General features: G+C 69.2%; 21 protein-coding genes. 5 read left to right on the top strand and 16 right to left on the bottom strand.

Annotated elements, in window-relative coordinates; translation table 11 throughout:
• Positions 1-38 precede the first annotated feature (38 nt).
• The 5 genes from K8O92_18960 to K8O92_18940 all read right to left on the bottom strand — a co-directional run bounded on the left by K8O92_18960 (position 39) and on the right by K8O92_18940 (position 3,140).
• Positions 39-245: a 4-oxalocrotonate tautomerase family protein gene (locus K8O92_18960; GenBank protein ID UAK30041.1), complete on the bottom strand. Its 207-nt coding sequence runs from the start codon at positions 243-245 to the stop codon at positions 39-41.
• Entirely contained in the window at positions 245-979 is a 735-nt protein-coding gene (locus tag K8O92_18955; GenBank protein UAK30040.1) for an SDR family oxidoreductase, read from the bottom strand. The genes K8O92_18960 and K8O92_18955 overlap by 1 nt, the downstream gene beginning before the upstream one ends.
• Positions 980-1,055: 76 nt before the next feature.
• The gene (locus K8O92_18950; GenBank protein UAK30039.1) at positions 1,056-1,646 is read right to left on the bottom strand and encodes a TetR/AcrR family transcriptional regulator; all 591 of its coding nucleotides are present in this window, start codon (positions 1,644-1,646) and stop codon (positions 1,056-1,058) included.
• 46 nt (positions 1,647-1,692) lie between these two features.
• Entirely contained in the window at positions 1,693-2,181 is a 489-nt protein-coding gene (locus tag K8O92_18945) for a gamma-glutamylcyclotransferase (GenBank protein UAK30038.1), read from the bottom strand.
• A gap of 50 nt (positions 2,182-2,231) precedes the next feature.
• Complete coding sequence (locus tag K8O92_18940) at positions 2,232-3,140, bottom strand: hydrogen peroxide-inducible genes activator (GenBank protein ID UAK30037.1); 909 nt, start codon at positions 3,138-3,140, stop codon at positions 2,232-2,234.
• 179 nt (positions 3,141-3,319) lie between these two features.
• Here K8O92_18940 and K8O92_18935 point away from each other — a divergent pair, with 179 nt between their 5' ends.
• The 3 genes from K8O92_18935 (at position 3,320) to K8O92_18925 (ending at position 5,323) form a co-directional block, all read left to right on the top strand.
• Positions 3,320-3,907 carry a peroxiredoxin gene (locus K8O92_18935; protein ID UAK30036.1) on the top strand — a complete coding sequence of 196 codons (588 nt, stop codon included), beginning with the start codon at positions 3,320-3,322 and terminating at the stop codon, positions 3,905-3,907.
• Positions 3,908-4,000: 93 nt separating this feature from the next.
• The gene (locus tag K8O92_18930; GenBank protein ID UAK30035.1) at positions 4,001-4,540 is read left to right on the top strand and encodes a carboxymuconolactone decarboxylase family protein; all 540 of its coding nucleotides are present in this window, start codon (positions 4,001-4,003) and stop codon (positions 4,538-4,540) included.
• 108 nt (positions 4,541-4,648) lie between these two features.
• Positions 4,649-5,323, top strand: coding sequence for a PhzF family phenazine biosynthesis protein (locus tag K8O92_18925; GenBank protein ID UAK30034.1), 675 nt, complete (start codon positions 4,649-4,651; stop codon positions 5,321-5,323).
• A gap of 7 nt (positions 5,324-5,330) precedes the next feature.
• Here K8O92_18925 and K8O92_18920 read toward each other — a convergent pair whose 3' ends face one another.
• The 4 genes from K8O92_18920 to K8O92_18905 all read right to left on the bottom strand — a co-directional run bounded on the left by K8O92_18920 (position 5,331) and on the right by K8O92_18905 (position 8,912).
• Positions 5,331-6,062 carry an anti-sigma factor gene (locus K8O92_18920; GenBank protein ID UAK30033.1) on the bottom strand — a complete coding sequence of 244 codons (732 nt, stop codon included), beginning with the start codon at positions 6,060-6,062 and terminating at the stop codon, positions 5,331-5,333.
• Positions 6,055-6,762, bottom strand: a complete 708-nt coding sequence (sigK, locus tag K8O92_18915; GenBank protein ID UAK30032.1) for an ECF RNA polymerase sigma factor SigK — start codon at positions 6,760-6,762, stop codon at positions 6,055-6,057. Before sigK ends, K8O92_18920 begins: the two co-directional genes overlap by 8 nt.
• A 36-nt stretch (positions 6,763-6,798) precedes the next feature.
• Positions 6,799-7,482 carry a DUF5134 domain-containing protein gene (locus K8O92_18910; GenBank protein UAK30031.1) on the bottom strand — a complete coding sequence of 228 codons (684 nt, stop codon included), beginning with the start codon at positions 7,480-7,482 and terminating at the stop codon, positions 6,799-6,801.
• 200 nt (positions 7,483-7,682) lie between these two features.
• Positions 7,683-8,912: an aminotransferase class III-fold pyridoxal phosphate-dependent enzyme gene (locus K8O92_18905; GenBank protein ID UAK30030.1), complete on the bottom strand. Its 1,230-nt coding sequence runs from the start codon at positions 8,910-8,912 to the stop codon at positions 7,683-7,685.
• Positions 8,913-9,219: 307 nt separating this feature from the next.
• Here K8O92_18905 and hrpA point away from each other — a divergent pair, with 307 nt between their 5' ends.
• Positions 9,220-13,368, top strand: a complete 4,149-nt coding sequence (gene hrpA / locus K8O92_18900; GenBank protein ID UAK30029.1) for an ATP-dependent RNA helicase HrpA — start codon at positions 9,220-9,222, stop codon at positions 13,366-13,368.
• A 1-nt stretch (position 13,369) separates the two neighbouring features.
• Here the strand turns inward: hrpA and nrdR are convergent, their stop codons facing one another.
• Both nrdR and K8O92_18890 read right to left on the bottom strand, forming a co-directional pair.
• On the bottom strand, positions 13,370-13,840 hold the full coding sequence (nrdR, locus tag K8O92_18895; protein ID UAK30028.1) for a transcriptional regulator NrdR: 471 nt from the start codon (positions 13,838-13,840) through the stop codon (positions 13,370-13,372).
• A gap of 408 nt (positions 13,841-14,248) precedes the next feature.
• Entirely contained in the window at positions 14,249-14,716 is a 468-nt protein-coding gene (locus K8O92_18890) for a hypothetical protein (GenBank protein UAK30027.1), read from the bottom strand.
• Between the two features lie 276 nt (positions 14,717-14,992).
• Between K8O92_18890 and lexA the strand changes: the two genes are divergently transcribed.
• The gene (gene lexA, locus K8O92_18885) at positions 14,993-15,721 is read left to right on the top strand and encodes a transcriptional repressor LexA (protein UAK30026.1); all 729 of its coding nucleotides are present in this window, start codon (positions 14,993-14,995) and stop codon (positions 15,719-15,721) included.
• Between the two features lie 78 nt (positions 15,722-15,799).
• Here lexA and K8O92_18880 read toward each other — a convergent pair whose 3' ends face one another.
• The 5 genes from K8O92_18880 to K8O92_18860 all read right to left on the bottom strand — a co-directional run bounded on the left by K8O92_18880 (position 15,800) and on the right by K8O92_18860 (position 20,199).
• Positions 15,800-16,510 carry a DUF6390 family protein gene (locus tag K8O92_18880; protein ID UAK35807.1) on the bottom strand — a complete coding sequence of 237 codons (711 nt, stop codon included), beginning with the start codon at positions 16,508-16,510 and terminating at the stop codon, positions 15,800-15,802.
• A 20-nt stretch (positions 16,511-16,530) separates the two neighbouring features.
• A complete protein-coding gene (locus K8O92_18875) occupies positions 16,531-17,565 on the bottom strand; it encodes a HoxN/HupN/NixA family nickel/cobalt transporter (GenBank protein UAK35806.1) in 1,035 nt (344 codons plus the stop codon).
• A gap of 129 nt (positions 17,566-17,694) precedes the next feature.
• Positions 17,695-18,771 carry a hydrogenase expression/formation protein HypE gene (hypE, locus tag K8O92_18870; protein ID UAK30025.1) on the bottom strand — a complete coding sequence of 359 codons (1,077 nt, stop codon included), beginning with the start codon at positions 18,769-18,771 and terminating at the stop codon, positions 17,695-17,697.
• Positions 18,764-19,876 carry a hydrogenase formation protein HypD gene (gene hypD / locus K8O92_18865; protein ID UAK30024.1) on the bottom strand — a complete coding sequence of 371 codons (1,113 nt, stop codon included), beginning with the start codon at positions 19,874-19,876 and terminating at the stop codon, positions 18,764-18,766. The genes hypE and hypD overlap by 8 nt, the downstream gene beginning before the upstream one ends.
• On the bottom strand, positions 19,873-20,199 hold the full coding sequence (locus K8O92_18860; protein UAK30023.1) for a HypC/HybG/HupF family hydrogenase formation chaperone: 327 nt from the start codon (positions 20,197-20,199) through the stop codon (positions 19,873-19,875). Before K8O92_18860 ends, hypD begins: the two co-directional genes overlap by 4 nt.
• Positions 20,200-20,203: the final 4 nt, after the last annotated feature.

Here is a 20,203-nt window from a genome sequence, read left to right as displayed (position 1 = left end):
GCCGCGCCGGGTCCACCGCCAACAGCGGCCGGATCAGTTCAGGCGCGCTGCTGCTCGCGCCATCGCTCGACGTCGACCCCGCCGACGCCCCAGTTCGACAGCGCGACCTCGTCGATCACCACGTAGGTGCTCGCCGGCGCTTTGCCAAGCACGTCGTGCAGCAGATCGGTGACGCCCTCGATCAGCCGCGCCTTCTGCTCGCGGGTCACGCCCTCGTCGGTGACTTTGATGTTCACGTATGGCACTAGGCTGCCCTTCCCGAGATGAACCCACCGTCGACGGGCAGGATGTGTCCGGTGGTGAACTCCGCGTCGGCGAGATACAGCACGGCGGAGGTGGTTTCGGCGACTTCGCCGATGCGGTTCAACAGCGCGAGCCTGCCGGAGGCCTGCTCGTCACCGTCGCCGAACAGCGGCGTGCGGATGATCCCGGGGGCGACCGCGTTGACCCGGATGCCGTAGGCGGCGAGTTCCGCGGCGAGGCCGGTGGTCAGCGCGTGTACGCCACCCTTGCTGACCAGGGCCGCCGAGGCGGGCAGACCGGCGAGGGCGTGGTCGATCAGCACCGTGCCGATGTTCACGATGCTGCCGCCCCTCGCCTGCGTCAGGAACCGCCGCACGACGGCCTGCGTGGTGAAGTAGGTGCCCTTGAGGTTTCCGTTGAGATAGCCGTCCAGATCCTCCTCGGTGACGTCCACGAATGGTTTGGCTCCGAAGATGCCGGCGTTGTTGACCAGCACATCCACGCCGCCGAACCGCTCGACGGCCACGCGGACCAGAGCCGCTCCGATCGTGAGCTCGCCGATATCGCCCGGCACCGCGGCGACTCGATCCGGCACACCCAGTTCGGCGGCGACCCGCGCCAGCTTCTGCTCGTCGCGCCCGTTGATCACGACATTGTCGCCGCGTTCCACGAACGCCCGTGCGATATCGCGACCGATTCCGCTGGAGGAACCGGTCACGATCACCGTCTTGTTCATATCTTCCCTTCAGTTCGATACGACCGGTCGTCTCCGAATGAGTACGAAGAGGCCGGAGGGGTACGACGCCGTCGAATCAGGGCAGGAAATAGTCGCCGAGCAGGCGGTCCAGGCACTTGCGCAGGGGCGTGGGGGTGCGATCGATCTTCATTCTGATCACCGCTCCCTCCCACGATTCGAGCAGCAGGTCAGCCAGTTCGACCGCCTCGATGTCGGAGCGGATCAGGCCGAGGCGCTGCCCGTGCGCGAGTTGCTCGGCGACGCGATCACGCCAAGCGCCCCATGCCGCCGACAGCGATTCCCGGAGGAGCTCACTACCTTCGAGCTCGCCACCGAGGTTCGCGATCAGGCAACCGCCGGTGAACTCGGCTGCGACGAAATCGTCCATCAGCCGCTCGAAGAAGCCCCGCAGGCCACTGACCGGGTCCGGCGCGGCGGCGAACGCCTCGGTCAGATTGCGCTGCACACACAAGGAGTGATGCTCGATGATCGCGCGACCGAATTCCTCCTTGCTGTCGAAGTAGTTGTAGAAGGAGCCCTTCGGCACACCCACCTTGTCCAGTATCTGTTTGATCCCCGTGCCGTGGTAGCCGGTGGTCAAGAACCCCGTGGCACCCTCTTCGACCAGAAGCCGCCGGGTGTCTTCGCTGCGTCGAGGTCGCGCCATGCCAGCAATATACGACCGGTCGTCTTGAAATAGCAACCCAGGCGCGTCAGGGCCTCGACCATCCGGGACCCAGGGCACCCGAGAAGCTCGCGCAATCCTGGCGCCAGCGCGCGGAGCGAGCGGTGAAGTCTGCGAGATGCTCCGCGGCGAACCGTTCTCGTTGCCAATCCACAGGATCCGCCGCGACGGTCCAGACATAGGTCCACACCGGAGCGCTCCGGTCGTCTACGCGCACTCGGCGCAGGTCGTACTCGTCGTCTTCGAACGCGTCGAGGACCATCCACTCTTCGGCGGTGAGACCACTGAGCACGGCGCCACGGGCGACGCCCTGTGCCGCGGCGACCAGTCCGGGATAGATCCGCCGCGGCAGCGCGGCGGCGCGCCAACCGGTCAGCTGAGCCGGTTCGAGTGACGGCACTCGCCCGAGCAGAGCCTGCAGGACTTGCGGGAACTGGAGAGTGCCATAGACGAACAGCGCATGGCCCGACCCGAACAGATTGCCGAGCCTGCCTTCTCCCGACGCCGCCGATTCCACCTCGCCTCTCCTCCCACATCCACGATGCGCGCCGCGCTCGCTCGGCACACCTACATCGGCCGCTGGGCACGAACGATAGCGGCCAGATACTCGTAATCGTCGGCGCGAGCACTGGAGGTGCGGAAGACCAGACCGACGGTGCGGCCGGGAGCGGGCGCGGAGAAGTGGGCGACATCCAGTGTGCCGCGAGCGGTTTCGGCCGCCACGGCCATCTGCGGAATCAGGGTCACGCCGAGGCCGCCCGCGACGCATTGCACCACGGTCGACAGCGACGCGGCTCTGGTGTCGCCGACGGTGGCCGGGTGCGCGTCGGCCGAGCGGCATGCCTCCAGGGTCTGATCGCGCAGGCAATGCCCCTCGTCCAGCAACAGCAGCGGCTGGGCGTCCAGCACCGACGCCGCGAGGTCGCTACGCCCGGCCAGCTCGTGACCGCGCGGTGTGACCAGTACGAATTCCTCGGTGTAGAGCGGGATCTCGACCAGGCCGGGCATCTCGGTGGGCACCGCCAGCAGCGCGACGTCCAGCACACCGGTGCGCAGCCCGTCCAGCAGCCGGGCGGTCTGATCCTCGATGATCTGCGGGCGCAGGTCGGGCAGCCGCTTGCGCAGTTCGGGCAGCAACCCGGGCAGCACATACGGGGCGATGGTCGGGATGATGCCCATCCGCAAGGTGCCGCCGAGGCCGCCGCCGGTCGCCGACGCGACGAAGCGGTCGGCGGCCTCCAGCGTCGCCATCGCCTTGGGCAGCAACCGCATCCCGGCGGCGGTCACGAGCACACGCCTGGTGCTTCGTTCGATCAGCTGTAGCCCGAGCCCGTGTTCCAAGGCCGCGAGCGCCTGCGATAACGTGGGCTGACTCACACCGAGGCGGGCGGCCGCGGTGCCGAAGTGGCGATATTCCGCGATCGCCACGAACGCACGCAGCTGTGACAGGGTGGGCTGATAAGTCTGATCAGTCACGCCTATCAGTGTAGTGCGACTGATCACCTTTACCTTTTGCCAACCCTTCGGCAAGATCGCCGGTGAGCTTTTCCCCCGCGGTGTGAGTGCCGGGTTTCGAGGCGGTAGCTCGAGTCACCGCAAAGATCCCGCAAGACCGCAGAACACAGCTAGCAAACCAACATGACGAGGAGATGAGCATGGCCCTGCTGACCATCGGCGACCAATTCCCGGCATACAACCTCACCGCGGTCATCGGCGGTGATCTGTCGAAGGTCGACGCTCAGCAGCCCGACGACTACTTCACCCGGATCACCAGTGACGACCACGCGGGCAAGTGGCGGATCATCTTCTTCTGGCCCAAGGACTTCACCTTCGTGTGCCCGACGGAGATCGCCGCGTTCGGCAAGTTGAACGACGAGTTCGCCGACCGCGACGCCCAGGTGCTCGGCGCGTCGGTGGACAACGAGTTCGTGCACTTCCAGTGGCGCGCTCAGCACGAGGACCTCAAGACCCTCCCCTTCCCGATCCTGTCGGACCTCAAGCGCGAACTGGCCACGGCCACGGGCGTGCTCAACGCCGACGGCGTCGCCGACCGCGCCACCTTCATCGTCGACCCGAACAACGAGATCCAGTTCGTCTCGGTCACCGCGGGTTCCGTGGGCCGCAATGTCGACGAGGTGCTGCGCGTGCTGGACGCGCTGCAGTCCGACGAGCTGTGCGCCTGCAACTGGAAGAAGGGCGACCCCACCATCAACGCCGGCGAGCTCCTGGCCGCCAGCGTCTGAAACCCTTCCCGTACCCGAACTTCCGGGGTACTTCACCCATCAACGAGAACCGACCTGGTCCCACGGGACCGCTTCGAGTAGAGGAATCGCCGAATGAGCATTGAGAACCTGAAGAACTCCCTTCCCGAGTACGCCAAGGACCTCAAGCTCAACCTGTCATCCATCGCGCGCACCACCATGCTGAACGAACAGCAGCTGTGGGGCACCCTGCTGGCGTCGGCGGCCGCGACCCGGTCGACGACCACGCTGCGCGAGATCGCCGAGGAAGCCGCCGACGTCCTGTCGGCGGAGGCGTACAACGCCGCGCTCGGCGCTGCCTCGATCATGGGCATGAACAACGTGTTCTACCGGGGCAAGGCGTTCCTCGGCGGCCGCTACGACGACCTGCGGGCCGGGCTGCGCATGCAGATCATCGGCACACCGGCCGTCGACAAGGCCGATTTCGAACTGTGGTCGTTCGCGGTCTCCTCGATCAACGGCTGCGCGCACTGCCTCGAGGCACACGAACACACCCTGCGCGAGGCGGGCGTTTCTCGCGAAGTGATCTTCGAATCGCTGCGCGCCGCCGCCATCGTGGCCGGTGTCGGCCAGGCGGTGCAGTCGACCGAGGCCCTCAGCGCGGCCACGATCTGATTTCGCCGCCAAGAGAGGCCCCTGTCCTGCGGCAGGGGCCTCTCCCGTGTTCCCGATGTGGTCTGGACGACAGCTCGCGGCCGCGGCAGCCGAGTAGGCTCGACCAGCATGAGCACACAGGTTGATGTGGTGCGAGTGTTCACCGACGCCGCCGGGCGGTTCGGGAACGAGCTGGGTATCGCGCGGGCGGCCGACGTGGTGGCAGCCGATCGGCAGGCGCTGGCGGCCAAGGCAGGGTACAGCGAGACCGTGGTGGTCGAGGAGCCGGTGGACGGCACCGTCGCGCTGCGGATCTACACCCCCGCCGTGGAGCTTCCGTTCGCGGGGCACCCTTCGGTGGGGACCGCGTGGTGGTTCGCCTCTCAAGGCATCCCGGTGCGGACCCTGGATGTCCCGGCCGGTCCGGTGGCCGTGGAACTCACCGAGGGATTGACCTGGATCGCCGCTCGCGGCGAATGGGCTCCCCCGTTCACCTTCCATCAGCTGGAGGACGCCGAGGAACTGGCCGCACTGCGTCCGGACGAGTTCTCCGGCGGCCCGCACTACCTATGGGCATGGACCGACGAACACCGCGCCGCCATGCGATCACGGATGTTCGCCCCGACCATGGGTATCTCCGAGGACGAGGCGACCGGAGCCGCAGCCGTGGCATTGACGGCGCTGCTGCGCAAAGGCCTGGTCATCACCCAGGGCAAAGGCTCGCAGATCTTCACCCGATGGGACTCCGACGGCTGGGTGCATCTGGGTGGCCGAGTCGTCGCCGACCAACCGGTGGAGATCTAGCCCCGGCTCACGGCAGCGTGACACCCACGAGCGGATCGCCGCTGGGCGCCTGCGAGCCGCCGTCCGGTTCGACGGTCACCGCGAGCACTTCGCCCGACCGGAAACCGGTGACGAACGGCCGGGCGGTCGACGGCACGTCGCCGAGCACCCCGGCCGAGCGGGCCTGCCCGTCGGCGCCGATCAGCCACACCTGATACACCTGCCCCACCGGCGGCGGCGCGACCTGGTCGAACACGACGACCGCCCGCCCGAGCGCGGGCGAGGCGTCGACCACGAGCCGACCGCCGCCCGCGAACGATCCGTCCACCGTCCGCACATCCGGTCGCACGGGCGCCTGATCGGCGGCGGCCGGGTTCGACGACGGGCCGGTGAGCTGTGCGGTCATCACACTTCCACCGATCACCACGCATGCGGCGGCCGCGATCGGCACCGCCCAGCGCAGCGGCCGCCGCCACGACGAGATCCGCGTGATCGATCGCCCCGTCCGCTCGTCGGGCAGTGCGGCCAGGATGCGGCGTTCCAGCTCCGGCGGCGGCGCGAGTTCGTCGAGCACCGCCAGGCGCCCCATGATGTCGCGCACCTGCCACACGGTGTCGGAGAACGCCTGCCGCACGTCCGGGTCCGCGGCCGCCAACCGGGCATCGATATGCCTGCGTTCGATATCGGCGACCGCGTCCAGCGCGCACGGGTAGGCCAGATCCAGGAGGTCCGCGTCCGATCGCGGCGAGGTGTCAACCATCGGTATGTCCTCCGGACAAACACTTCTCCAATCGTTTCAACCCGTCCCGAATGCGGGTCTTGATGGTAGGCAGCGGTACCGAGAGATAATCGGCGACCTCGCGGTAGGTGCGCCCGCTGTAGTAGGCCAAGGCGATCGCTTCGCGCTGGGTGGGGGTCAAGGTCTCCAGGCAGCCGGCCACCTGTTGTTCTTCGATGCGCTGGGTGACCGATTCGGCGACGACATCGTGAGCGCGTCCCAGATGCTCGTGCGCGTAGACCAGGTCGCGGCTGGTGGCCGAACTCTCCGCGCGAACCCGGTCCACCGCGCGCCGATGCGCGAGCATCATCAGCCAGCCGACCGGACTGGCCAGCGTGGCGTCGTAGCGGTCGGCCATCGACCACACCTGGAGGTAGACCTCCTGGGTCACCTCTTCCGCGGCGGCGTGACTGCGCAGGATCCGCACCGTCAGCCCAAACACCCGCGGGCTGGTCAACTGGTAGAACTCGGTGAACGCGCCACGATCCCCCGCGCCCGCCGCTGCGAGCAACGCCACGAGTTCGCGGCGCGCAAGGGCGGCCCGCGACCGGTCGTAGCCGCTCGGCAACGGGCACCCGAGCGCCGGGTCCTCGGAGTCCTCTCGCGTGCGTGTCCGATCGACGAATCGGCGGGGTGAAGCAGAACCGTGTTCGTCGCTCATGGCCGAATCCCGTGCCTGCATAGACAGGGGTTCGGTATGAGGAGGGGACCGGATTGGTCAGCTCGAAATCATGGTGACCAGCATGTAGGCGGTGCCCGCGTCCATCACCACGTGCGGCACCGCAGCCCACGGTTTCGCGGGACCGGTGAGCGCCGCGACGCATCCGCTGGAACGCGCCAGCAACCCCAGCGGCCCCGGCACATGCGTGTGCGCCCAGCCGGTCCAGGCGGCGAAGGCGACCAAGAGGGCGTCCAGGAGGAACAGCGCGGCAAGGCCGAGCGCGGGGCCTGCGGCCGGTCCGCCCGCGTGGCCGGAGGCCGTATGGCCGGACATCGCGTACAGCATCGCCGCGGCGGCCACGATGTGGTAACCGAGCGGAACCAACCGATCGATCGGCAGGGGCCTGCCCTGTGTGGCGTACTCTGCAGCGCGAATCAGCAGCAGTCCGGCGAAGACCACGGTCATCGCCGTCAGCACACCACGCAACGCGTGCGGGCTCGCCCCCGAGGGAAACAGCAGCATACCGAGCATGACCAGGCACATCACCAGGTGCGCGGCGTCGGACTCGGAGTGCTCGACCGAAATATCGCCAGCCACAGAGGTTTCGGTGCATGCGTCGGCGGGATCGGCCGACGGCGTCGCCGGAGTCAGCACCCGGGACAGCACGAGCACCGCGGCGACCACGAACGCGGACACCACAACCCACCGCAATACGGCATACTCCTGCACGAACTGCGCCACACCCCACCACCTCTCAGCACGGCGACCACAGTCGTCGCACTTCTATGCTCGCATTCCGAGACGAGTTAGGGTGCCCTTTTCGATTGCGCCGCACGGCCCAGAAGCAAAGCCGCAGCGACCGATCAGCGGTTCACACCCGTCGGGCGAGCCGGTTCTTTCGCCGGGCTGTTCCTGCGTGGATGGTGAGGCAAGGCAGCGGATCAGACCTCGTTCAACGCGCGGATGAATCCCTCGACGAGTTCGGTGACCTGATCGTCGGTCATGACGAACGCCGGGGAGATCTGCATGGCGCCTTGGCCCGCGGCGCGGCCCGAGATGCCTTGCGCACGCAGGGCTTTCACCAACGACAACCCTTCGGCGGGGTCGGCCAGCTGGACAGCCGCGACAGCACCGAGCCCACTGCGCACCTCGGCGACCCTCGGGTGCTCGGCGAGCACCGACAGCTGTTCATGCAGGCTGGACTCCAGGCGCAGGGCGGCTTCGAGCAGGCCTTCGCGCTCGATGATGTCGAGGTTCGCCAACGCGGCGGCCGCGGCGCCGGCGTGACCGCCGTAGGTATAGCCGTGCCGCCACCAGACGCCGCCCGCGAAGAACGGCGCCGCCACGTGCGGGGCGGCGAAGACCGCGCCCATCGGGAGATAGCCGGAGGTCAGTCCCTTCGCGGTGGTCATCAGGTCGGGTTCCAGCGCGAAACGCGACGAGGCGAACCACGCTCCGCCGATGCGGCCGAAACCGGTCACCACTTCGTCGGCGACGAAGAGGATGTCGTGGTCGCGGCAGATGCGGCGCACCTCGGCGAGGTAGCCCTGCGGCGGCGGGAACACTCCACCCGCACCGATGACGGGTTCGCAGAAGAACGCGGCGATCCGCTCCGCGCCGAGGTCCTCGACCAGGGCGAGGAGGGCTTTCGCGTCGTCCCACGCGACGGTCCGCGCCGCGGGCATCAGCTCGCCGTAACCTTCGCGGTTGCCGGGGATGCCCGCCAGCGCGGTGCCCGCCACGTGCATGCCGTGATACGCCATCCGCCGCCCGACCACGATCGTCTTGCCCGGCTGCCCGAGTTCGTGCCAGTAGCGGCGGGCGAGCTTGGCCGCGGTGTCGACGGAGTCGGAGCCGCCCGAGGTGAAGAAGATCTTGCTGCCCGGCACCGGGGCCAGCCCGGCGAGCCGCTCGGCGAGTTCCTGGGTGGCAGGCTCGGTGATGTCACCGAAGTTGGAGTAGTGCGCGATGGTGCGCAGCTGGGCGGCCACCGCGTCGGCGATCTCGCCGCGCCCGTGGCCCACGTTGGCGAACCACAGGCCGGCGGTCGCGTCCAGGTAGCGATTGCCCGCTCGGTCGAAGATGTAGGCGCCCTCCCCGCGAGCGACCACGAACGCACCGTCCCGCTCGACGGCACCCATGTCGGCAAAGCCATGCCATAGCGCGTTCATGTCTCCACCTTTGCCGGTTTCCGGATCCCGATCCAGCCCCGCGCGGCGCCGATCGGCCGAACGCCACCATGGGCTCCGGACCGCGCCGGACTGCCGCCCGCCCTGCCGAGCGGGCATCCGCCGTCCTCGGCCGATCCTCGCGTGCGGACGTCGCCGGAGCGTACGCACGCCCGTCGTTCCCAGGCCGATCCTGGCGTGTCGGCGGACGTCGCCGAAGCGGACGCACGCCCGCAGCTCGCACTCGGTTACCAGCCGTACCGCCTGGCGGAATAACCCGTTGCCGGGTTTCGCTAGGCTGGTCGATGCAATGACCAGGACAGCCGCCCCCGATTCCCGCGACCTTCGCACCCGCCTGGCGAACCTCTCCCTCCGCGACGAACACCGGCTGCGGCGCAGGCTCGACCGGGCGCGCGGTGGCGACCTGGCCGAGGTGGAAGCCGAGATCGCAGCCGCCGAATCGCGCGTCGAGGCGCGGCGCGCGGCGGTGCCGGAGATCCGCTATCCGGAGCAACTACCGGTCACCGTCCGCCGCGAGGACATCGCCGCGGCCATCGCCGAGCATCAAGTGGTGATCGTCGCCGGCGAGACCGGCTCGGGCAAGACCACCCAGATACCGAAGATCTGCCTCGAACTCGGCCGTGGCATCCGCGGCGCCATCGGGCACACCCAGCCGCGCAGGCTGGCCGCGCGCACCGTGGCCGAACGCATCGCCGAAGAACTGGGCACCGAGCTCGGCGATGTCGTCGGCTACACGGTGCGGTTCACCGATCACGCCTCCGAGCGCACTTTGGTCAAGCTGATGACCGACGGCATCCTGCTCGCCGAGATCCAGCGCGACCGGCTGCTGCGCCGTTACGACACGATCATCATCGATGAGGCGCACGAGCGCAGTCTCAATATCGACTTCCTGCTCGGCTACCTCGAGCAACTGCTCCCCCGCCGGCCCGACCTCAAGGTGATCATCACCTCGGCGACCATCGATCCCGAGCTGTTCGCCCGGCATTTCGCCGACGAGAAAGGCACCCCAGCCCCGATCGTCGAAGTCTCCGGCCGCTCGTACCCGGTGGAGATCCGCTACCGGCCGCTCGCCCTGGAGCTTCCCGGCGCCGCCGAAGACGAAGACGACGAGGACACCCGCGTCGTCGACCGCGATCCGGTGGACGCGATCGGTGACGCGGTGACCGAGTTGTTCGCCGCGGGCGACGGCGACGTGCTGGTGTTCCTGTCCGGCGAACGCGAGATCCGCGACACCGCCGACGCGCTGCGCGACCTGAAGCTGCCGCGCACCGAGATCCTTCCCCTGTACGCCCGGCTGTCCACCGCCGAGCAGCACCGCGTGTTCGCCCCGCATACCGGGCGCAGAGTGGTGCTGGCGACGAACGTCGCGGAGACCTCGCTGACGGTGCCCGGCATCCGGTACGTCGTCGACCCGGGCACAGCGCGCATCTCGCGTTATTCCATGCGCACCAAAGTGCAGCGATTGCCGATCGAACCGGTCTCCCAGGCGTCGGCGCGGCAGCGATCGGGACGCTGCGGCCGCGTCGCCGACGGCATCTGCATCCGGCTGTATTCCGAGGACGATTTCGAATCACGGCCCGCCTTCACCGAACCCGAGATCCTGCGCACCAACCTGGCCGCGGTCATCCTGCAGATGACCGCGCTCGGCCTCGGTGACATCGAGAACTTCCCGTTCGTGGAGGCGCCGGATCGCCGGGCCATCCGCGACGGCATCGCCCTGCTCGAAGAACTCGGCGCACTCGCGCGGCGGGACGGCAAATCCGCCGCACGCACCAGTGGCGACGACGAGGCCGCTCTGTCGCTGACCCCCATCGGCCGCGAGATGGCTCAGCTGCCGGTCGATCCCCGGATGGCGCGGATGCTGGTGCAGGCCCAGCGCAACAGTTGCCTGGCCGACGTCCTCGTCATCGTCGCGGCGCTGTCGATCCAGGATGTCCGGGAGCGGCCCGCGGACCAGCAGCAGGCAGCCGACACCAAACACGCGCGCTTCACCGTCGACGGCTCCGACTTCCTGGCCTACCTGCGGCTGTGGGACTACCTCGGTGAGCAGCGCAAGTCCTTGTCGTCCAACCAGTTCCGGCGTGTGTGCCGGGAGGAGTTTCTGCACTACCTGCGGATCCGGGAGTGGCAGGACCTGCACGGGCAGCTGCGCACGATCACCAAAGGCCTCGGATGGTCGACCCGAGAAGAGGCCTCAGCCTCAGCCCCCGCCTCAGCCCCTGCCGCTCCCGCGCGACCGGCCCGAGACGCCGCGGCGGCACCGGAGCGCAAGTCCGGCGGCAGATCACGCCGGGGCCGGTCCACGCGCGGCCGGGACGACGGGCGGTCCGACACCGGACGGGACGGATCCGCCACCGACTCGGCGGCCGCGGACGACGGACTTCCCTGGGATTCCACCGCCATTCACCAGGCGCTGCTGGCGGGCATGCTGTCGCACATCGGCGTCAGGGAGGCGGAGTCCCGGGAATTCCTCGGCGCGCGCAACGCCAAGTTCATGATCTTCCCCGGTTCGTCGCTGGCGAAGAAGCCGCCCCGCTGGGTGATGGCCGCCGAACTGGTCGAGACCTCGCGGCTGTGGGGCCGGATGGCCGCGAAGGTCGAGCCCGAGTGGGCCGAACGACTCGCCGGCGACCTCGTCAAACGCATCTACTCCGAACCGCACTGGTCGGCCAAGCGGGGTGCGGCGCGGGCCTACGAACGGGTCACGTTGTACGGGATCCCGCTGGTCACCGGCAGGCCGGTGGACTACGGCCGGATCGACGCCGAGTTGTCGCGCGAGCTGTTCATCCGGCATGCGCTGGTGCAGGGCGAGTGGCAGACGCGCCACGAGTTCTTCCACCGCAATCGCGCACTGCTCGAGGACGTCGCCGACCTCGAGCATCGCGCCCGCCGCCGGGACATCCTGGTCGACGACGAGGTGCTGTTCGAGTTCTACGACAAGCGCCTGCCCGCCGACATCGTCTCGGTGCGTCATTTCGACAGCTGGTGGCGCAGCGCGCGACGGGAAAACCCCGAGCTGCTGGATTTCTCCACCGCCACCGTGGTCAACGAGGGTGCGGCCGCGCTGGATCCGGCAGCCTTCCCTGACTCCTGGCGCCAGGGCGAGCTCAGTTTCCCGCTTTCCTACCAGTTCGAGCCGGGCAACGAGGACGACGGCGTCACCGTGCGGATCCCGGTGGAACAGCTCGCGCACGTCCGCGCCGTCGGCTTCGACTGGCTGGTGCCGGGCATGCGCGACGAGCTGGCCGCCGCGCTGATCAAGACGTTGCCGAAGACGTTGCGCCGCAGCGTGGTTCCCGCCCCCGACTTCGCCGCAGCCGCCTTGGCGGCGCTGACCCCGCGCGCGGAGCCGTTGCGCGCCGGACTGGCGCGCGAGCTGTCCAAGCTGGGTTCGGTCTCGATCGCCCCCACCGACTTCGACGTCTCCGCGCTGCCCGATCATCTGCGCATGACCTTCGCGGCCGTCGACAGCGACGGCGCCACACTCGCGCGTGGCAAGAGCCTCGGCGCGCTGAAAACCCAACTCGCCGAGCAGGTCTCCGCGTCGGTCGCCCGGGCAACCGCGGGCGTGGAACGCCCGCCGGCCACGGTGTGGACCTCCGAATCGCTCGGCACGCTCGCGCCGACGGTGCGGCGCGAGGTCGCCGGGCAGACCGTCACCGGGTACCCCGCACTCGTCGCCGAAGGCGACGGCGTCGCGGTCCGGGTGCTCAGCTCCGCCGCGGAGCAGGCCGCCGCGATGCGCCTCGGCACCAGGGCGCTGCTGCTGCACGCGCTGCCCGTGTCGGCCCGCACCGCCACCGCGGGCCTCTCGCCCGCGGATCGTCTTGCCCTGAGCCAGAATCCGTACGGCTCGCTGGAGGCGCTGCTCGACGATTGCCGCGCGGCCGCCGCCGACGAGCTGCTCACCGCGGCGGGCGGACCGGTGCGCGACCCGGCGGAGTTCGACGCGCTCGTCGCCCGGATCCGTCCCGATTTCGCCTCCGCGGTCGCTCGTTTCGTGCGGTCGGTCGTGCCGATTCTCGCCGGCGCCCACCAGGTTTCGGTCGCGCTCGCGCGGACGAGCGAGGGCGATATCGCCGACGACGTCCACCACCAGCTCGATAATCTGGTGTTCCGCGGTTTCGTGTCCGAAACCGGCGCGCCCAGGCTGCGCGAGCTACCCCGCTATCTCCAGGCCGCGGTGGCGCGGCTGGAGGCGTTGCCCGGCTCGGCCGTTCGCGATCGGCAAGGCATGGCCGAACTCGATCGGGTGCTGGCCGCCTACGACCGCTTGCTCGGGTCGCTACCGGAGAACCGCAGACATGCGCCCCCGGTCACCGAGATCTGGTGGATGATCGAGGAGTTCCGCGTCAGCCTGTTCGCACAGAAGATCGGCACCCCGTTTCCGGTGTCCGCCAAGCGCATCGAGAAGGCGATCGCCGCGGTCCGGCGCTGAGTCAGTCGGCGGCCGACAAGGCCTCGGCGCGCGCTCGGCGCATCTCGCGGATCTCGCGTTCGAAGTCCTCGGCCGAGGTGAACGACCGGTACACCGAGGCGAACCGCAGGTAGGCCACCTCGTCCAGGTCGCGCAGGGGGCCGAGGATGGCCAAGCCCACCTCGTGGCTGGGCACCTCCGGAGATCCCTTGGCGCGCACCGCGTCTTCCACCTGCTGCGCGAGCAGGTTCAGCGCGTCGTCGTCGACTTCACGACCTTGGCATGCCCGGCGCACACCACGGATGACCTTCTCGCGACTGAACGGCTCGGTGACGCCGCTACGCTTGACCACCGACAGGATGGCGGTCTCCACCGTGGTGAATCGCCGCCCACACTGCGGGCACGCGCGGCGACGGCGGATGGCCGCGCCTTCGTCGGCCTCGCGCGAGTCCACCACCCGCGAGTCGGGGTGTCGGCAGTACGGGCAATGCATCCGAGAAATCCTTCGTCGATGCGCGTGCTCGCGTCCGGACCGGGCGCCGATCGCGGCGATCGGCCCGGCGAGCCCGTGTACAGAGGTCTATACCCCGGCACCAGGTGTTCCTCGTGCGACACGCGGAACACCTGCATAACACTTCGAGGATACCCGTCCGGGTTCCCGGATCGTCGCACTCACCCCGGCTGTCGGCTTCCTCATCCGGCGATCCGCCAGGCCGGTCAGGTCCGCGCCCGTAGGTCCGGCCACCAGGCGGCGAGGCGACCACGGGCGAGTCAGTCGCGGATCGCCTCGCCGAGGGCGGCCTGGGCGACGACGGAGTCGGCTTCCCATATCGATGTGGCGGGCGCCAGGTCACCGGTGTGCAGGCCCATCGCGTCTCGCGGGAGGCCGGACTTCCTTTCCTCAGCGGGGATTCCCACCGCCCGGCATACCCGAGCCCTCCACCGCCGCCGGGACCGAAGCGCCCTGGCCCTCACTCCAGTCGCCCGCCCGCACGTGCGCCAAGGCGATGAACCCCACCACCACGAGGGCGGTGAGCAGCGCGGCGACGGCGAGCACCGCGAAGCCGATCTGCGCCTGTTCGACCCGGCGCATCGGATGGTCGCCACAGCCTCGCCGTGGCGCGGAAATTCGTGGCGCCCGGTCGTAGTCGACCATGCCGCCACCGGGCCGCGCGCCGGGCGGGCGCCGATCGACCGCGGACCGATACGCGGGCGTCAGCGCCCGTGCGCGGGCGGCGCCGCGGAGCAACCGCTGGACGGACTCGTATCCGAGATCGTCGCGCGCGGGGTCGAGATCGATGACGCGGCGATCGAGTTCGGCGCCCGTCGCATCGGTGGATGGAGTGGTATCGCTGATCGCAGTGCTCATCGGACAAACCTCCGTGGTGGGTGCTCCGTCGCCGTTCGAGCCGGACTCGTAGTCGAACACATGTTCCGTAGTCATTCGCTCACATGTTCGAAGAACTGGTGTTCGATTTCTACCACGCCCGGACGACAAAGTCAGCAGGAACACCCGACATGCGTCGAACAGATGTTTGATCCCGGCGCGTGACCGGACTAGATTCGAAGAACCGAAGACACGACAGGCCACGAGGACACATGCCGGGCACGAACCGGCCGGGCACAGCAGGAAAGGGCGGTTGCGGTGAGGCAGACGGACGACACGGGAGACGCGACCGAAAGCGGCGCCGACGCGGCGGGTAGCGGGGCGGATCTCACCGTGCGTCAACGCAGAGTGCTGGAGGTGATCCGCACCTCGGTGAGCGAGCGCGGCTACCCGCCGAGCATCCGGGAGATCGGCGACGCCGTCGGCCTCACGTCCACCTCGTCGGTCGCCCATCAGCTGCGCGCCCTGGAGCGCAAGGGCTATCTGCGCCGCGACCCGAACCGGCCCCGCGCCGTCGACGTCCGTGGTCTGGACGAGGTGGTGCGGTCGGTGACCAGCCTGCCGGTCGCGGCCGTGGACGACGGCGATGTCACCGTGGACGTCGAACGGCCCGTTCCCACGTTCGTCCCCGTGCTCGGCCGCATCGCCGCCGGTGGCCCGATCCTGGCCGAACAAGCGGTCGAGGACGTGTTCCCGCTGCCACGCGAACTGGTCGGCGACGGTTCCCTGTTCCTGCTGAAGGTCGTCGGCCAATCGATGATCGACGCGGCGATCTGCGACGGCGACTGGGTGGTCGTGCGGCAGCAGAACGTCGCCGACAACGGCGACATCGTCGCGGCGATGATCGATGGCGAGGCCACGGTGAAGACCTTCAAACGCACCGGCCGAGACGTCTGGCTGATGCCGCACAACCCGGTCTTCGAGCCGATCCCCGGCAACGACGCCCAGATCCTGGGCAAGGTCGTCACCGTCATCCGCAAGATCTGACGGTCCGAAAGGGCGACAGTGCCACGGCCGCGCGGTAACTCGCGCGGCCGTCGCGTGTTCCGGTGCCCCCCGCGAGCCTCATCGTCGTGCGGCCAGCCGTCGGTTGGTGAGCTCGAGCTGACGCGCCGTACCCGCCGCCAGAGCGCTCACCTGGGCGTCGTCCAAGCGGCCGCACAGCCGCCCCCAATGGACCGCGACCCGCTCCCCCACCGCGACATCCGGCACCGCCGCATACCCGTCCACGTGGATCGGAACGGCTCGAGACGTTTCCGCCGAGAGCGCGAGACGCTCTCCGTCCCAGTCGAGTTCGCGGTAGCGCAGCACGACCTGTGCGCCGGTACGGTCCAGCACGGTCCCCCAGGTGATCCGGCAGCTGTCGAGCACGCGCAAGGGATGATCGTTGCCGTGCCGCAACAGCCGCGACCACGGGTATACGCCGAAAACGTGGAAGCAGTGATTGGCCGCGGCCTCCTCGGCCAGCTCCGGGGTCAAGTACGTCCAATATCCACCGGCGACGGGGCCGAGCAGTGCCAGCAGTTCGGCGGTGAACTCGCCTGCGTCCAGTTCCGCGCCCACTCCGCCGCCCAGCCAATAGGACTCGACGAGGCGGCGGTCGAGTGGATCGGCGATCCCGGTCATCCGCGCCATCACGCGCAGGTAGGGCCACGCCCCGGTGAAACGGCGCGCCACCGCGCGCACCTGGTCTTCCGAGCCGTCCCGCAGGGCGGCCGCGTCGGGCGGACCGCAGTAGCCGAGCCGATTGGGCGCGTAGGCGTACCGGGCGAACATCTCCGCGCCGCTGCCGGTCATCAGCAGGGCCTTTCACCGACGGGCCCGGGCGACCACCGCTGCTCCAGCCGGCCGAAACGCCACACCGCGACCGCCACCGCCCAGGTGAGCACGAACAGCCCGACGATGAGGAATCCCATGGCGCCGAGGTCCAATCCGCCGACCCATGCCAACGGACCGTCGGCGATGCCGAGTTCGGCGGTCAGCAACGAGATCATCTCCTGCGCTCCGATCAACAGGGCAACGGCGACCGACAGGCCCGTGACGACGATGTTGTAGTAGACGGTGCGCAACGGCCCCGCGAACGCCCACCCGTAGGCGTAGTTCATGAACGCCCCGTCGAGGGCGTCGAAGAGCGTCATCCCCGCCGAGAACAGCACGGGCAGGACGAGAATCGCGTACCACGGCAGGTCGGTCGCCGCCGCGCCGCCCGCGATCACCAGTAGGCCGACCTCGGTGACGGTGTCGAAGCCGAGGCCGAACAGCAGCCCGACCGGGTACATCTGCCACGGCGCGCGCACCGCCCGGGTAAGCGGTCCGATCACCCGCTGCAGGGCGCCCCGGTCGTTCAACTTCTGCCGCAACTCGGCCTCGTCGTATGTCCCGCGACGCATCCCGCGGAACACTCGCCAGATCCCGATCAGCGAGACCAGATTCAACAGGCCGATGGCGAGCAGGAAGCTCCCCGAGATGCCGGTGCCGAGAACACCGGTCCATCGGTGCAGCCCGGAGTCGTCGTCGCGCAGGTTCCCGGCCAGCGCCTTGACGCCGAACGCCAGCAGCGCGACGAGGACGAAAACGATGGTGGAGTGCCCGAGGGAGAACCAGAACCCGACCGACAGCGGCTTGCGCCCGTCCGCGACCAGCTTGCGGGTGGTGTTGTCGATCGCGGCGATGTGGTCGGCGTCGAACGCGTGCCGCATGCCGAGTGTGTAGGCGGTGACGCCGAGGCCGACGCCGAACACCGCACCGTCCACGACGTACCCGCCGGGCACCACCACCAGCAGCAGCGCCGACCACCCGAGGACGTGCAGCGCGACGACGACCGACGCCATCCCCGCGACGCCGCGTCTCTGCCGCCCGTCCAGGCGGGCCGGCAAGCCGCGCGGCGGCGCGGCGGTATCGGCGATCCGGACGATGACGCACACCTCGCCTTCCAGCTGCGGACCGATTCGCGGACCGCGTCAGCAGATTCGCGGCAGTTGCTCACCCGCGGGCAGATCCACCACGCGCGTTCCGCCGAGCGCCGTGCGAGCCACCACCATGCCGGGATGTTCGGCGACGCATCGGCCGATCGCCGCGGCCTGCGCGCCCAGCGGGTGCTCCCGCATCGCCGCCAGCACGCGGTCGGCGTCCTCCGGCGGGACGAACGCCAGCAACTTGCCCTCGTTGGCCACGTACATGGGGTCCAGCCCGAGCAGGCCGCACGCGTCGCGCACGCCGTCGGGCACCGGGAGCTGGCGCTCGTCCAGCGACACACCGACCTTCGCGGCGCGCGCGATCTCGTTGAGCGAGGCCGCGACGCCGCCGCGGGTGGGATCGCGCAACACGTGCACGTCCGCGCCGGTCGCCAGCATCGCCGCGACCAATCCGTGCAGCGGCGCGGTGTCGCTGAGCACGGTGGTGCCGAACTCCAGTCCCTCGCGGCAACTGAGCACCGCCACACCGTGCACGCCGATGTCGCCGCTGACCAGCACGACGTCGCCCGGTGCCGCCCGTTGCGGCCGGATGTCCACCTCGGGGGCCACCACACCGATTCCGGCGGTGTTGATGTAGATACCGTCGCCGTGCCCGGCGTCGACGACCTTGGTGTCCCCGGTGACCAGCCGGACTTCCGCCGCCAGCGCGGCGGTGCCGACCGCCTGCGCGATGCGCGCGATGTCGGCCAGCGCGGTGCCCTCCTCGAGGATGAACGCGGTGGACAGCACCATCGGACGCGCACCGGACATGGCCAGATCGTTCACCGTGCCGTTGACCGCGAGCTCACCGATCGTGCCGCCGGGGAACACTATCGGCTTTACGACGAACGAATCGGTAGAGAATGCCAGTCGCGCGCCATCGAGCGTGACCACCGCGGAGTCGGCCAGGTCCGCGCTCGCGGCCGGGCCGAACGCGGGCAGGAACAGATGCTCGATGAGCTCGCCGGACATCGCGCCGCCGCCGCCGTGACCCATCACGATATTCGGCGAATCCCGCAGCGGCATCGGGCAGACCCAGCCCTCCATATCGATCGTCGGGGAGGCGGCGCCGTCCTCACGCATGTGCCACCTCCGCGGGCAGGTCGAGACGCCGGTACAGGTAGTAGGCGGCGCACGCGCCTTCCGAGGACACCATGGTGGCGCCCAACGGGTTACGCGGCGTGCACTCCTTGCCGAAGGCGGCGCACTCGTTCGGTTTGATCAACCCTTGCAGCACCTCGCCGGAGCGGCAGACGGACGACTCGGCGGTGTGCAGGTCGCCCACGGCGAAGCGGTGTTCGGCGTCGAATTCGCGATAGCGGTCCGACAGCCGCCAGCCGCTGCGCGGGATCACGCCGATGCCGCGCCAGGCCCGGTCGGTGACCTCGAAGACGTCCTGCAGCATGGCTTTCGCGGCGGGGTTGCCCGCCGCGGCCACCGCCCGGGGGTAGGCGTTCTCCACTTCGTGCCTGCCCGACTCCAGTTGCAGCACGGTGCGGCGGATACCTTCCAGGATGTCCAGTGGCTCGAATCCGGTGACCACCATCGGCACCCGGTACTGCTCGGCCAGCGGCGGATACTCTTCGGTGCCCATCACGGTGCAGACGTGCCCTGCCGCCAGGAAGCCCTGGACCCGGCAGGTCGGCGACTCCATGATCGCGGCGATCGCGGGCGGGACCAGCACGTGCGAGACCAGCAGCGAGAAATTCCGGATGCCGAGCCGTTTCGCTTGATACACCGTCATGGCGTTGGCCGGGGCGGTCGTCTCGAACCCGATGCCGAAGAAGACGACTTCGCGGTCGGGATTCTCCCTGGCCAGGTTGAGCGCGTCCAGCGGCGAGTACACCACCCGGACGTCACCGCCTTCGCTCTTTACCCGGAACAGGTCCTTGGAGCTGCCGGGCACGCGCAGCATGTCGCCGAACGAGCAGAAGATCACGCCCGGCTGCGCGGCGATCTCCAGCGCTTTGTCGATCACCTCGAGCGGGGTGACGCAGACCGGGCAACCGGGACCGTGGATCATCTCGATCTGGTCGGGCAGCAGCTGGTCTATGCCGTGGCGGATGATCGAATGGGTCTGCCCGCCGCAGACTTCCATGATCGCCCAGCGGCGGCTGGTCGCGCTGCGGATCCGATCGAGCAAGTGCTGGGCCAGCTCGGGGTTGCTGAATTCGTCCAGGTACTTCATGACGTCGCCTCCGGTTGCTCACGTGGTGGTTCGGCGGCGGGGTTGTCCACACCCGCCTGCTTGGCGGCGATCTCGAAGCCGTCGCCGAATTCCTCGTTCAGTACGCCGAGGTGCTCGAACTCGGCCAGGGTCCGCAACGCGGACTCCTCGTCCAACCGCTGGATCGCGAAGCCGACGTGGACCACGACGTAGTCACCGACCGCCGCGTCCGGGATGTATTGCAGGCACACGTCCTTGTGCAGGCCGCCGAAGTCGACGACCGACATCAACGTGCCGTCCCGCTCGTGCAGGCTGAGTACTTTGCCTGGTACCGCAAGACACATCGTT

Origin of the sequence: Nocardia asteroides (assembly GCA_019930625.1) — a bacterium.
Lineage (GTDB): Bacteria > Actinomycetota > Actinomycetes > Mycobacteriales > Mycobacteriaceae > Nocardia > Nocardia sputi.
This window is presented reverse-complemented; position numbering and strand designations above follow the sequence as displayed.